Source organism: Arthrobacter sp. NPDC093125, assembly GCF_044754225.1.
Lineage (GTDB): Bacteria > Actinomycetota > Actinomycetes > Actinomycetales > Micrococcaceae > Arthrobacter.
In genome coordinates, this window is sequence record NZ_JBIVOQ010000006.1 from 51,454 (window position 1) to 64,850 (window position 13,397).

General features: G+C 64.1%; 13 protein-coding genes and 1 pseudogene. 4 read left to right on the forward strand and 10 right to left on the reverse strand.

All coding sequences use genetic code 11. The features are described 5' to 3' along the window. Window positions 1-717: pseudogene (locus tag ACIP9X_RS13105) on the reverse strand (hypothetical protein); the annotation flags it as partial. 89 nt (window positions 718-806) lie between these two features. Then, window positions 807-2,063 (reverse strand): hypothetical protein, encoded by a 1,257-nt coding sequence (locus ACIP9X_RS13110; RefSeq protein ID WP_400480184.1) that lies wholly within the window; start codon window positions 2,061-2,063, stop codon window positions 807-809. A gap of 232 nt (window positions 2,064-2,295) precedes the next feature. On the opposite strand from ACIP9X_RS13110, the gene ACIP9X_RS13115 reads away from it, so the two are divergent. Beyond that, on the forward strand, window positions 2,296-2,550 hold the full coding sequence (locus ACIP9X_RS13115) for a hypothetical protein (protein ID WP_400480185.1): 255 nt from the start codon (window positions 2,296-2,298) through the stop codon (window positions 2,548-2,550). 69 nt (window positions 2,551-2,619) lie between these two features. Next, a complete protein-coding gene (locus ACIP9X_RS13120) occupies window positions 2,620-3,624 on the forward strand; it encodes a bile acid:sodium symporter family protein (RefSeq protein WP_400480186.1) in 1,005 nt (334 codons plus the stop codon). Between the two features lie 259 nt (window positions 3,625-3,883). Here the strand turns inward: ACIP9X_RS13120 and ACIP9X_RS13125 are convergent, their stop codons facing one another. The 4 genes from ACIP9X_RS13125 to ACIP9X_RS13140 all read right to left on the reverse strand — a co-directional run bounded on the left by ACIP9X_RS13125 (window position 3,884) and on the right by ACIP9X_RS13140 (window position 7,334). After that, window positions 3,884-4,966: a hypothetical protein gene (locus ACIP9X_RS13125; protein ID WP_400480187.1), complete on the reverse strand. Its 1,083-nt coding sequence runs from the start codon at window positions 4,964-4,966 to the stop codon at window positions 3,884-3,886. A 194-nt stretch (window positions 4,967-5,160) separates the two neighbouring features. Then, window positions 5,161-5,925: an alpha/beta fold hydrolase gene (locus tag ACIP9X_RS13130; protein ID WP_400480188.1), complete on the reverse strand. Its 765-nt coding sequence runs from the start codon at window positions 5,923-5,925 to the stop codon at window positions 5,161-5,163. A gap of 49 nt (window positions 5,926-5,974) precedes the next feature. Continuing rightward, the gene (locus tag ACIP9X_RS13135) at window positions 5,975-6,874 is read right to left on the reverse strand and encodes a diacylglycerol/lipid kinase family protein (protein WP_400480189.1); all 900 of its coding nucleotides are present in this window, start codon (window positions 6,872-6,874) and stop codon (window positions 5,975-5,977) included. A gap of 184 nt (window positions 6,875-7,058) precedes the next feature. Next, a complete protein-coding gene (locus ACIP9X_RS13140) occupies window positions 7,059-7,334 on the reverse strand; it encodes a hypothetical protein (RefSeq protein WP_400480190.1) in 276 nt (91 codons plus the stop codon). Between the two features lie 182 nt (window positions 7,335-7,516). On the opposite strand from ACIP9X_RS13140, the gene ACIP9X_RS13145 reads away from it, so the two are divergent. Then, complete coding sequence (locus ACIP9X_RS13145) at window positions 7,517-8,209, forward strand: TetR/AcrR family transcriptional regulator C-terminal domain-containing protein (protein WP_400480191.1); 693 nt, start codon at window positions 7,517-7,519, stop codon at window positions 8,207-8,209. A 44-nt stretch (window positions 8,210-8,253) separates the two neighbouring features. Here ACIP9X_RS13145 and ACIP9X_RS13150 read toward each other — a convergent pair whose 3' ends face one another. Together ACIP9X_RS13150 and ACIP9X_RS13155 are read right to left on the reverse strand one after the other, a co-directional pair. Then, a complete protein-coding gene (locus tag ACIP9X_RS13150; RefSeq protein WP_400480192.1) occupies window positions 8,254-9,618 on the reverse strand; it encodes an MFS transporter in 1,365 nt (454 codons plus the stop codon). A 273-nt stretch (window positions 9,619-9,891) separates the two neighbouring features. Continuing rightward, window positions 9,892-10,173 (reverse strand): hypothetical protein, encoded by a 282-nt coding sequence (locus tag ACIP9X_RS13155; protein ID WP_400480193.1) that lies wholly within the window; start codon window positions 10,171-10,173, stop codon window positions 9,892-9,894. A gap of 392 nt (window positions 10,174-10,565) precedes the next feature. Between ACIP9X_RS13155 and ACIP9X_RS13160 the strand changes: the two genes are divergently transcribed. After that, complete coding sequence (locus tag ACIP9X_RS13160; RefSeq protein WP_400480194.1) at window positions 10,566-11,063, forward strand: ester cyclase; 498 nt, start codon at window positions 10,566-10,568, stop codon at window positions 11,061-11,063. 138 nt (window positions 11,064-11,201) lie between these two features. On the opposite strand, the gene ACIP9X_RS13165 is transcribed toward ACIP9X_RS13160, so the two are convergent. Together ACIP9X_RS13165 and ACIP9X_RS13170 are read right to left on the reverse strand one after the other, a co-directional pair. Continuing rightward, window positions 11,202-11,984 (reverse strand): carbon-nitrogen hydrolase family protein, encoded by a 783-nt coding sequence (locus ACIP9X_RS13165; RefSeq protein WP_400480195.1) that lies wholly within the window; start codon window positions 11,982-11,984, stop codon window positions 11,202-11,204. A 50-nt stretch (window positions 11,985-12,034) separates the two neighbouring features. Beyond that, a complete protein-coding gene (locus tag ACIP9X_RS13170) occupies window positions 12,035-13,390 on the reverse strand; it encodes an APC family permease (protein WP_400480196.1) in 1,356 nt (451 codons plus the stop codon). Window positions 13,391-13,397 lie beyond the last annotated feature (7 nt).

Sequence of the window (13,397 nt, forward strand, 5' to 3'; positions counted from 1 at the left end):
CTTGCCGCTGTTGTAACCGTCATCCTTGGGCTTGCCGCTGTTGTAACCGTCATCCTTGGGCTTGCCGCTGTTGTAACCGTCATCCTTGGGCTTGCCGCCCTCGTTGATAGCTGTGGAATCACCCAGGACCGCGGCCGAAACGGCACCCACGGTGACAGGAGCAGTAACCGGGGCAATGACCTGGTTTCCGGAGGCGATGCTGTGATCACCGGAGGTTACCGCATCAATCCTCGGCCCCGCCGCGGACCCGTTGTGGTTCCCGTCCTTGTAGCTACCGCCGTTGTGGTTCCCGCCCTTGTTGATAGCCGTGGAATCACCCAGAACGGCGGCCGAAACGGCACCCACGGTAACAGGGGCAGTGACCGGGACGATGACCTGGTTTCCGGATGCGATGCTGTGATCACCGGAGGTTACTGCGTCGATCCGCGGTCCCGGCGCGAACCACTTGTCCCCGCCGTTGTGGTTCCCGCCCTTGTTGATGGCCGTGGAATCACCCAAGACAGCGGCCGAAACGGCACCCACAGTGACGGGGGCGGTGACCGGGGCGATGACTTGGTTTCCCGAGGCGATGCTGTGATCACCGGAGGTGGCGGCGTCAATCGGTCCCGCTGCGGCTTCCTGGAGGGGTTCTGATGCGTGGGCAGTGGTGCAGCCGAGGGCTAGTAGCCCGCTGGCGAAGAGGGCGCCAAGCAGCCCTCTGCGGATATCTGTTTGCATGATGAGTTTCTCCTGAAAAGTTGTTATTGGCCGCTCTAGGCGGCCTGGTTGGTCGTTTTCTGCTCACATATGGAACAGTGCCGACCCAACTAGTCAGGGGAGGAGCCGGGGTCGAAGGACACCGGCGCAGGTGCATGCTGAATTAGTCCGCTGACGGGAACAGAGCCCGGCAGGGGAAGGTACTCGAAATTGTTGGAGAGCCACGCCGCGGGAGTTGGGGAACCGCCGGATGATTGGCCCGATCCTGATCCGGAAACCGGCAGCCGCACTGGCTCTGGCGTTGCGCCGCCGGAGGACCCTCCGTCAGCACCGGTCCCGGCTTGAAAGCCGGGTCCGACAGCGGATGCTGCAGCAGCCGGGACCAGCAGCGTGCTCACGAACCCTGTGAGTAATTCGCAAGGAGTCAGTGTGTCAGGCGGTCCTGCGGACCAGAGACCGGTGCTGCCGACCGCGGCACCGGTGTCAGCTGCGGAGACCTCGGACAGGACCACGGCTGCATGGTCATCGACCGTGCCCGAAATGAAGTCCGAAACAGGCAACGGTGCTACGTCTGTCAGCAGGTCGGGGACAGGCTGCAAAGCGGTATCCGGCACAGCCGCATCACCAACCACCGGCGAGACCACGTCCACCACCGGAGACACGACGTCGACCACCGGAGAGACCACGTCCACCACCGGAGAGACCACGTCCACCACCGGAGACACCACGTCCACCACCGGAGACACCACGTCCACCACCGGAGACACCACGTCCACCACCGGAGACACCACGTCCACCACCGGAGACAGGACGTCGACTGTCGGGCTAGGAGTTACTGCGGCAAGTGGTCCTGCGGACTCTGTGACCAGGTTGGTCACAGGCTTTAGGGCGGCATTAAGCACAGCCGCATCCTTAACCACCGGCGAAGCGACGTCAATCACCGGGCTGGCGGGTTCGATGACCGTGGCCACAGTCCTCGCCGGATCAAGCCCGTGCACTACCGGGAGGGGGATCACCGGAACACTCGTCGTTGCGGCTGGGTCTGCGGGAACGGACTGGGGAGGTCCGGGGACGGGTGCGGGATAAGCTACCGTCGGTGCGGGAGGATGCGGGGCAGGTGCTGCCGGCACCGCCGATCTGGTGACCGCTGCTACTGAAGTGTCGAGACCTGAACCGACGCTGCCTGCTGCACCGGAGGCGGTGGAACTCACCGGCGCGGCAGCGGAAATGGTGCCAAGCACCAATCCGGAGTCCGTGCCTGTGTCTGCCGCACCCGACGGGGCTGAAAAGGTCAGCCAGGCAACTGCAAGGGTGCCCGCTAAAAGCACAGGGCGCACTGCATTGAACGACACTAATGACGTTGCCATGCAGCACCCCCCCTAATGCCCTGATACTCCCCTGGCAGTTGGCCCTGGATTCTTGCTGTCTGGTAGCCAATATCCCCGGGACGGCCGGGCACGGCACGAGTAGTCGGTAGTCGTTTTGAGGCGGACGGACTACTTAATCCGCCGATAGGTACGCATCTCCAAAAAAATGCCAGACCGTATAAGGCCCCCGTCACGGCCAGCCCCGTTGACCCGGTTACCCCGGTAAACAGAGGTGGCCTTCATCCTTGGGTTTGCTTGCGTCGCCGCAGAGATCTGGGCTACAGCAGGCCCGTTGTCCTGCACGGATCACCTCGGGCAGAAACATGCTCGTGGAAGTTCGCACGAGTCCCTGGCTCAAGCGGAGGTGCTGGTTCCCGAACTGACCGACAAGGAACTGTGCCGCCGAGCCTTCCACGCGGCCCCCGACCTGACCATGGCGATCAAGGACTCCCTCGCCGCCCACAACGACGAGCTCAAGCCTGTGTGACATCCCGGCCTGCGTCATCAACACACGCTGATTCCGAGAGTTAACCCTCACTGTGATAGTCCGGTAGTCATGTCTTCTTTATCCGAATCTTCCACCACGGCATCCGCCGCCGAAGAACGCAGCGCCCGCGTCGCCGTCACTCTTTTTCCCGTACTTATTCTGGCCGGAGGCGCCGTAGCGCTTGCCGCGCCAACAGCCTTCACCGGGCTGGCCCCCTGGATCAACCCCCTCCTGGGACTCATCATGTTCGGCATGGGCTTGACGCTCACACCCCCTGACTTCGCCGTCATTGCCAAACGGCCTGTTCCGGTGGTCATTGGAGTTGTGGCGCAGTACGCCATCATGCCGTTCCTGGGCTGGTTGATCGCGGCGGCGTTGGGGCTGCCACCCGCGCTGGCCGCGGGCGTTATCCTGGTGGGCTGCTGCCCCGGCGGAACTGCTTCCAACGTGGTGTCTTACCTGGCTAAGGGCGACGTCGCCCTGTCCGTCGCGATGACCACCGTTTCAACGCTGATCGCTCCGCTGCTGACCCCGGTGCTGGCATTGTGGCTGGCCGGGCAGTACATGCCGGTAGACGCCGGTTCAATGGCGTGGTCCATCGTCCAGATTGTGCTGTTCCCTGTTCTGCTGGGACTCGTCATCCGACTCTTTCTGCCCCGCCTCGTCAACAGGGCGCTGCCTGCCCTTCCCTGGATTTCGGTCCTCGCGATCACCATGGTGGTGGTTGCGGTGGTTGCCGGAAGCGCCAAGGCCATATTCGCCGCCGGGCTGCTGGTTCTCGCCGCTGTTATTCTGCACAACGGCCTGGGATATGCCCTCGGTTACGCTGCGGCCCGATTGTTCCGGCTGCCGATTCCCTCCAGGCGTACCACCGCGATTGAGGTCGGCATGCAGAATTCAGGCCTTGCAGCAGGGCTGGCACGGCAGTACCTGACCCCCGAAGCGGCTCTGCCTGGTGCCATTTTCTCGGTCTGGCACAACGTGTCCGGCGCGGTCCTGGCGGCTTACTGGCGCCGCCGCGCTGCTCCTGGCGTACGCGCCGGCGAGCCGGCACCGGTGGCTGTTACCGAATAGGAACAGTTCCGACTGAGACGCGAAAGGCGGCCGACCGGGTGTACCGGTCGGCCGCCTTTCGCGTCTGGCTGGTTCCGCAGGTCCACCGGTCCCCGTGGCCGTCCGCCGCGGGGCAGCTGGACCGCGGGCAACACCATGGGCTCCCCGCCCCGCCGCTCGCTGCTGATCACGACGGCCGACGAGACGATGTTGCCAGTCCTCCGGCCAACAGAAGGCGCCCCCGCGGTAAGAGAGGGCGCCTTTCCCATTAATAGCGGAACTACTGAATGAGGGTGATGTTTTCAACCTTGAACATCGGCACCGTCGTGTTGCCTCCGATTTGCGTGTCGTAGCTGAACGATCCCATGGAGGTCGCGGTGATGCGGACTTGGTCGTCGGTCACAAAGTCCGCGAGTGCCGGACAATTGCTGTCCCCGTCGCCCCCCGTAAAGATCGAGTTGTGCTCGTATTCGTAGGACTGCGCCATGACTGTGTGTGCGATATTTGCGCGGAACGTACATTTTCCGGTCGCAGCATCGAACTGGGTGATATTCGCGTAGACAACCATTGTTTGGCCAAGGTAAGCGTCCGGATTCTTGGCTACGAGGGACAAATCTCGAGGGGACTTTTCAGTTGCGTTCGCGATTCTGGCCTGCGCATCCCGTTTGGCCTTTTCCGCGGCAGCTTTTTCCGCAGCCGCTTTGGCGGCTGCCTCTTTCTTGGCAGCTGCTACGCGGGCAGCTTCAGCTTTATCCGCCGCGGCTTTTTCCGCAGCCGCCTTCTCCGCTTCAGCCTTGTCCGCGGCCGCCTTCTCTGCTGCTGCCTTCTCTGCTTCTTGTGCTGCTGCGTCTTCAGCGTTCTTTGACGCTTCTACCGCTGCGGCAGGGGACGAATCAGTGGGTTCATTGCCGCCACCAGCGGCTGAGCCGAACGCCCCGATAACGACGACAGCGCCGACAATCCACGGCCACTTCTTCTTCTTTTTCTTCGGCGGTTGTCCAGGAGCAAAATACGGCGGCGTTGGACCTTGCTGGAAGGGTGCGTGAGAGGGTGCAGGCGGCTGGGCTGGGGGGCCTGCGGGATACTGCGGGTACTGGTGCGACAAGTTAGCGCCTCTCTGGTAGCGATGGCTCGGGATATGCGCGGCAGAACTGTTCTGCCGGTTCCCCGACCCCCAATGCTGCGCCGCACTATAAACGGTAACTTTCGTCTGGCCCTTGGAAGCTAAAAATGCGAAAAAGCTGGGCAAAAACTGATCAAACTGATTGCCGCGAATTTGATGCCCATAGCGGAGGAAATATGGGCGCGATTGGACCACTGACAAGAGGCGGATATTTCTGGCCTCCCGCACGATAAGGGTCATTGCTATCTGGCGGTGGGAATGCCCGCTGCGGCTGTCTGAACGTCTTGGTGGTCACATCAGCTCGCAACAGAGTCTTGCACTGGCCTTACCCCGTCTCCGCTCCCCCGTGGCGGCCTGCGGTGGCTGACAGTTCCTGGAAGGTGGGGCCGTCCAGCGGCTCGGCCTGCGCCGGGAGGAGGCGTCCACGATCGGTCCTAGTGGTGGATGAGGGCGAGTATGTCTGCGGCCATCCGGGCGGCTGCCCCGTGCTGGACGATGTGCGGTTTGCCGGGTATCTCGACGAATCGCCCGTTCCGGGCAACAGCGGCAAGTTTCCGGCACCAGGACCTGGGTGCGACCGGGTCGCGTGAGCCGCGGGCCACCAGGACAGGCTGGAGGACCTTGCTGAGACGCTCTTCGAGGTCATAGGACATCATCACCGGGAGCTCGGTCAGGTACCAGCGCAGGCCGGAGCGGGCGTAATCGGTGAAGACGATGGCATTGCCTGAGGGGCTCTCCATGAGTGAATCCAGGCCTAGCCGCAGGGACTGTCGCAGGACGCTGCGGCGTGCTGAGTCCACGACGGGCCCGATCAGCACCACGTGTGAGACCAGGTCCGGGCGCAGGACGGCTAATTCCGTGGCGAACTGGGTACCCATCGAGTGCCCGACCACGACGACCGGCCCGGTGCCGAGGGTTTCGAGCGTGTCGGCGATGACCGTCGCGTATTCCGCGACGGATATCTGCCGGTCCGGTTTTGCTGCTGCGCCGAACCCGGGCAGATCGATGGAGTGCGTGTCTCCGTGCCCGGCCAGCAGAGTCTGGAGCCTGCGGTAGTAGCGGTGGGACATGCCGATGCCGTGGAGCAGCACGAAAACGTGACCCGCGGATCTGCTGTGAGGTCCGGCCAGTGAATACACGTGGGAGGAAAGCGCTCCGGCGGTGACCACCCTGGCCGTCATCCCTGGAGGAACACCCATCCGGAGGCTTCCTTTCGTTCCGGGCTTTCCGCCTGAGTGATGGCCGGCCCTACCCAAGTATTGGCAGGACGGACGGGGCGCTCTCGACCTTAACCGCGGTCTTTGCGGCCACGGACTTCACTTCCCCGTCGATCTGGTACGGAAGCGGTTTGAGCGTGGTGAATTCGTAGCTGCTGACGCTGGGCTGATCCCCCAGTCCCTGGGTGGTGGCCCGCAGCGCTGTCAGGAGCACCCGCCACTTGGACATGTGCGGGAAAATGATAACTTCGAATTTCCCGTCGGAAGCCTTGTCGTCTGCTTCGCTGAGCGTGGCGTACTTGGCCATTTCGGAAATGTTGGCGAAGACGAGGCTGTCAAACTTCCGGCGCTTTCCATCCGTCTGGCGTATCTCGAAGGGCTTGAACTTCGAGAACGTGCGCACCACGGAGAACATCTCCTTGAGGGCACCTTTGCTGCCCTTTTCAAGGTCGATCGCCACCACCGGTGTCAGCCCGAAGCCGATGTAAGAGTGGGCGTATTCGGCCACCTCGCCGGGTCCCTGGCCGGTATGGATGCGCAGCAGGTCAATGTGCCGTACGCGGCCCTCGGCGATGGCTTCTTCCAGGGGTTTGGTGCCTATGGTCCGCCGGTGGTCGTTGGCGTTGCCTGCGGCCATGACAGCACATACGGCCTCGGGATTGCCGCCCTGCATCACACCGTTGACGACTTCGTTGTAGCCCCCGTCCCCGCTGACGGAGACAACCAGCACGTTCCTGGTGCTGGTGGAGGCCTCGCGGGCCAGCTCCACGGCGTGCCCGGCGTGACTGGTCGGCTGCAGCCTGATCTCGGGCGAGTAAGTGAGGAGTTCAGTCAGGCGATCCCGGAGCTTTTCGGCCAGTTCTGGCGCGTCTCCGGTGCTGTTGGGGTTGAAGATGATGACTATTGATTCGAAAGTCCGTACAGAATCCACTTACCCACTCCAAGTCTGATCCGGGGCGCCACGCTGGGCGCCCGATCCCGTCGGCAACTCAATCGTAGCGAAATGCAATGCGAAGGCTGAAAAGGCAAATCCTGGTGAGGCCCCGCTTTCCGGAGGCTCCACCAGGATCAACTAGCGCGCCGCAGGCGTTAGAGCCTGCGCACCGTGCGCGAGCTTACGCGCGGTTGTGGTTCCGGTTGCCGGCCTTGGCCAGGCCGCGGGCGACCATGAAGCCCACGGTCAGCCACGTGATGTACTGCATGGCCGTGCTGGCGTTGAAGACGTCGACGCCGTTTTCGCTCGCATTGTCTCCCACGACCGCGGCGGTGATGATCGTGGCGAGAACCGCAGCCACGTATACGGCGAATTCGAGGGTCCTTGTCGAGACCTTCATGTCGTTCGTGGTCTGCGCGACGTCGGTGCGGGTGGTCTGGGTGTTGTGTGCAGTCATGGTTTACTCCTGGGATGGTGTGAGGGGCCAGTGTGGCCGTGCAACCCGGGTCTTCACTGCTGAAACCTGTGATAACAACTTCTCTACGCTGTAGACGTTAGGCGTAGACTAGAGGAATAGCAAGCCGGCTTACCTTTTCGGAAGGGGCGCTGCTGCTTGTTCTCCCCACCAGGATGAAATCCATGTCCCGCTCGAAGAAGACTCCTCAGAACGGCCGATCCCCCGCCGGCAAACAGCCGCTGAGCCGTGAACTGGTGCTGTCCACCGCGTTGGAGCTCGTGGATTCCGAAGGGCTCGAAGCCCTGACCATGCGGCGGCTCGGGCAGGAACTGGGCCGGGACCCGATGAGCCTCTACCGCTACGCCGCCAACAGGGCGGCCCTGCTTGACGGGGTGACCGAGCTCGTCCTGAAAGAACTGGCGATCTTCCCTGACGACAAGGACTGGCAGACACAACTGCGCCGCATCGCCCACGACCTGCGCCTCCTGGCACTCCGCCACCCCAACGTCGTGCCCTTGCTGGTCACCCGCCCGCTGTCCACGCCCTTGGGCCTGCGGCCACTGGGCACCCTGCGGCCACTCGAGCAGATCCTGTCCCTGCTGATCGACGCAGGATTCGCGCCCGAGGACGCACTGCACGTCTACCGCGCCTACTACGGGTTCCTCTACGGCCACATCCTCAACGAACTCCAAGTGCTCATCGTCGATCCGGAAGAAAATGAAGCACTCCTCCGCCTGGGCCTGCACCGCTTGCCGGCCAAGGACTTCCCGCACCTCCGGGCCCTTGCCCCCGTCCTCGCGGACTACGACGGAGCAGCCGAACTCGACCAAGGCATCAGCATTCTTCTTTCCGGCCTCGCCGCCCACCTAACTTAAGCAGGAATCAACGACCCGAGAGATATGAGACCGCGCGACAATGTCTACGCCGTCTTCCGCTCCCGCCAGAGCAGCGAAACGACGAATGTGACAGCACTGAGCCCGAGCATGACCAGCACGATGCGCCCCCAGTTCTCCTGGTTCACGCCGGTGCCGTAGAAGAGGCCGATCATCACGGTGGCGCTGATGGCGCCGACGTAGCGGCAGGTCTGGAAGATTCCGGCAGCCACTCCCCTGTCCTCCGGTGCCGCCGAAAGGTAGAGGCCCTGGTTGGAGGCGAGGCCGACTACGCCGTACGGCACGCCCATCAGGGCAGTCAGCGCCAGGACCAGGAGGACGGCGAATGACGCTGTCAGCAGCCACAGTGCCGCTGCCGCCACTGCCAGCAGTACGACGCCGGCAAGCAGCACTCGCCGCACCCCGAACCGGTCGATAGCCCGAACGGCGAGTGGTGTGATGACCACCGACATGGCTGCCAGCGGCAGCATCAGCACGCCCACCAGGCCGGGGTTGTAGCCCGCGGCTTCCTGCAGCAGCTGCGGCAGCCCGAAGAACGCAAAGTAGTAGACGGCGCTAAATACCGTGAAGCCCAGGTACACCAGAAGCAGCGGCCGGTTCCTGCCAAGGAGCCTCAGGTCCAGGAACGGTCGTTTGAAGCTCAGCTCGCGCCAGGCGAACAGCACGGCCAGGAGCATGGCGCTGCCCAGCAGCCACCAGCGGTATCCCGGCAGCGCGTTGAGAAGACCCATGAGCAGCAGGACCATACTGGCCGTGAACGCGAGGATCCCGGGGATGTCCGAGTCGCGCAGCAGGCTTGCCACACTGCCCTGCTCCCGTGCTTCGTCGGCTGGCGCGAACTTCCGCACGATGAACAGGGCAGCCAGCGCGAGCGGCACGTTGATCAGGAACAGCGCCTCCCAGCCCACCAGGCTTACCAGCAGCCCGCCGATGACTGGGCCGACCGCCGCCCCGGTGGTGTTGGCCATCTGGATGCGACCGAGCGGCCGGGTGGAGGAAGTGTCCGCCAACCGGGCCAGAGCGCCAACCATGACGACGGCGCTCGGGTACGCCGTCGCCGTCCCCAGTGCCATAAGCGCTCGGGCGATGCAGACGAAGAGGAAGTTGGGCGAAAAGGGTGCCAGCGCGCAGGTCACCGCCACCAGCGCCATGCCGAGCATGAAGAGCCGGCGCGGCCCGAACCTGTCGGCAAGCCTCCCCATCAGCGGCTGGCCCGCCGCCGAAGTGATGTAGAAGGCCGTGATCACCCAGGTGACCGTGGCGACGTCGAGCCGGAAGTCCTCGCGCAGCACCACCAGGGCGACGGCGATCATCGACGAGTTCAGCGGATTCAGCGAGGTACCAAGGCTGAGGCCGGCTACGACGAGGCCGGTGCGGGAGGTGTTGCTCACGGCAACAGTCTTCCGCACATGGTGCTTCCGGAGCCAACTCGGGACACTTCCGGGCTCCCCACGGCGGCCCCGTAAAACCTGAAAATCCTGCATAAATCTGGCTTGTTGCTTGAGCGATTCTTGAGGCCTGTCCGGCATGGCCCGCGCCCTCAAAGCCGTCCTGAACCTGGACCTTGGCGACTGGCCGAGCGGCAGGTCAGAGCTGAGATTAGCGCCATTTTGCATTAGTGAGCTTGGGGAGCGGTAGGGAAGTTTGCTTCAACCGCACCTTTCTTACTGGCCGGGGCTCGTCGATGATCGGTGCTGGTGCTGAGCTTCCTGATAGTTCTCGTCGTACCTTTCATCCCGGGGTTCATCGTAGGGAAAGCCACCGGGAAGGGACCCTTTGGCAAGACCGCCCAGGACCATGCGATGCAGCGAGGTTTGACCGCCGTCCAGGACAGCCGACGCGGTGCCGGATGACGGACTGTGAATTTTGACGTTTGCCATCTGGTCAATCCCGGTCGCGCCGGCGCCGCTCAGGAAAATGACCGCCAAAGCTGCTAGTCCAGGCACAGCGGCCCTCTTCCAAAGCCTCATTGATTGATCATTGACCAAGAACATGAATGCTGCGATAAAAAGCCCTCTGAGAAGGCTGGGAGAGCGCCTTTCGCCCAACAGGGGCGTTCGCGCTACGGCAGTCGCCGTCGCCGGAACAGCGGCAACGGCGCAAGCTGGGCCAAGCCTGCGCAGCAACGGGTCGTGACAATCTGCACTGCATGCTGTGGCCGGCAGCCCGTCCTTCCCCCGCCTCTGCTCCTGTCCTAAAATGGGGCTGGCCGCTCTGGTGCGGCCCTGCTCACGGATTGCCGCGAAGGCTCTTGCAGGCTTTCAAGGCTGCCCCGCACCTAACGCCACAGGCTGGGGCTGGCACCTTATCTGGCCTTCTCAAGCAAAGAAGCACGCACATGTTCATTCGCAGATTCGCGGCAATTCTCATGATCACCCAGAGCTACGGCACGAGTAGCCCGGGCCAGGCGGGACCGGCAGATAGCAGGCAGGCCCTCGAGGCGCAAACTCAGGCGCTCAACGCCCATGACGGACCCGCCTTTGCCAGCTTTTATGCGGAAGACGCCGTCGTCGTCGATCCCCAGTACCCCGAGCCGCTGCGCGGCCGTGCGGCGATCGAGCAGGATGTGGGGACGTTCCTCAAAGCATTTCCGGACCTCGAATTCTCTCTGATCAACACCCTGGTCGACGACCGTCTGGTCGCGGGCGAGGGCAAAATCGCCGGCACCAATAGCGGGCCGATCCAACTGCCCGGGGCGGAAGAGATCCCGGCAACGGGCCGACGGCTGGAGTTCCCCATGGCCTTCTTCAGCCGTCTCGACGAGTCCGGCAAGATCGTGGAGGAGCGCCGTTACTACGACATCGCGGGCCAGCAGGAGCAACTCGGGCTGACGTAGATGAACTAGCAGAACCAAGGGAGCTGGGCGCTATCCGGTTTTCGCCGCAACATCCCCGCGGACGACGGCGGCGCCCGGCTCCTGCAGGCCCGTTCCAATGGTCAGGCTTGGACTCCACTTCACTCGGCGGAGTGTGGTCTATGGCAGCCGCCGCTGGCGGAACATCGGGAACTGCTCCCTGACACGCGCCACGGTAGACAATGAGACGTCTACCGCCCTCACACCCGGCTCGAGGCCAAGATCGGCCTCGACGTACCCCATCGGATCCACCAGCACACTCCGGCCCACTGAAACCGGCGGCGCCTGGCAGACACCGGCCACGTACACGCTGTTCTCGATCGCCCGGGCCGCGTTCAGCGCCAGCCACTGCTCCGTCTTATGGGTGCCCGGCACCCACGACGAACAGACCAGCAGCACCTGCGCGCCGGCGTCGGCCAGGGACCTGGCCAGCTCCGGGAACCGCAGGTCGTAGCAGGTCATGAGACCGAACCGCGCTCCCCCGGACTCGAACACCACCGGCTCGGTGGACAGTCCCGGTTTGATGAACGTCGACTCCCCAAAGCCCTGCGCGTCGAACAGGTGGATCTTCCGGTACACCGCGAGCCGGGTGCCGTCCCGCCCGAAGGCCACCAGCGTGTTGTAGGCCCGGTCCTCCTCGTCGGACGTTTCCACCACACCCGCCACGAGCACAATGCCGTGGCGGGCCGCGGTGGCCGCGAGTTCCCGGCAAATCGGGCCGTCCAAGGGCTCCGCCAGCGCCGGGAAGGAGGCGTCCACGATCTTCTTCTCGTACGTGGCGTACTCCGGGAAGGCAACCAGCGTGGCGCCGTCGGCGGCGGCCGCTGCGGCGAACTGGTCGATTGCAGCGAGGTTGGCCTCGATGTCGGTGCCGGTTTCCAGCTGCCCGAGGGCTATCCTCACACCCGTTCCTTCCACTGAGCTTCCAGTACAGAACCTAGAGCACCTCAGCCCTAGGCGGCGGCCTCCACGGTCGCCTTCTCCGTCGTCGTCATTTCCGGCGGCGCCGCCCGGAAGCCGCGCGTGATCAGCGCCAGGACCACCACGCCGAGGGCCAGCCACGACACTCCCAGCGTAATGGCGTTGCTGTCCAGCTGTGAGAGCAGGTACCCGCAGATGAGAGCGCCGACCGCCGGGACCACCACGTAGGAGACGGCGTTCAGCTGCTCCCCGGCCCGGCGCCGGCGCAGGTAGTGGCAGACCACGGAAACGTTGACCAGTGTGAAGGCGGTAAAGGCTCCGAAGTTGATGAACGACGTCGACGTCGCCACGTCCAGGAAGATCGCAATCAGACCGACCATGCCGGTGATGACGAGGTTCACCACGGGCGTGTGGAACTTCGCGCTGAGCCGGCCGAAGACCGCCCTGGGCAGCACCGCGTCGCGGCCCATTGCGTAGATCAGGCGGGAGGCGCTGGCCTGCGCGGCCAGGCCGGAGGCGAACTGCGCCACCACCAGGCCGGCGAGGAAGATGGCCCCGAAGAGCTGCCCGCCGATCTGCAGCGCGATGGAGCTGGCCGCGGACGCCGAGTCCTCGAACACGCCGCCGGGGTGCACCAGCTGCGTCACGTAGGAGACCGCCACGAAGATGCCGCCGCCGATCAGCGCAATAAGCATGATGGCGCGGGGCACGTTCCGGCGCGGGTCCACGGTCTCCTCGGTGAGGGTGGTGACCGCGTCGAACCCGAGGAACGAGTAGGCGGCGATGGCGGCGCCGGCGGAAATCGTGGCGAAGCTGGACGTGCTGTTGAAGAACGGCTCGGTGCTGGCCAGGCCGCCCGCGCCGGAGGCGGAGACGACGCTGCCGATGGCCAGCGCCACGAAGAACACGATCACCAGCAGCTGGAACGCCATCAGCACGTAGTTGGCCTTGTCCGCCACCTTAATGCCCAGAATATTCAGCACCGTGGTGATGAGGATGAAGCCGACGATCCAGAGCGCCATCGGGACCCCCGGGAACTGCGCGCTCAGGTACGACCCGCCGATCAGCCAGATCACCATGGGCAGGAAGAGGTAGTCCAGCAGGATTGCCCAGCCCACCAGGAACCCCATCCGTGAATCGATGGACCGGCGGACGTACGTGTAGGCGGAGCCGGCCACGGGGTAGGCGACGGCCATCCGGCCGTAGCTGTGGGCCGTGAACAGCATCGCCGCCATGGCCACGAGGTAGGCCGACGGCGCCGCCCCGCCCGTGGTCTCGGCGATGAGGCCGAAGATGGCCAGCACGATCAGCGGGGTCAGGTACGCCAGGCCGAACAGCACCAGCGACGGCAGCTTCAGCGTGCGGGTGAGGGTGGTTTGAGTAGCCACAAAGCTT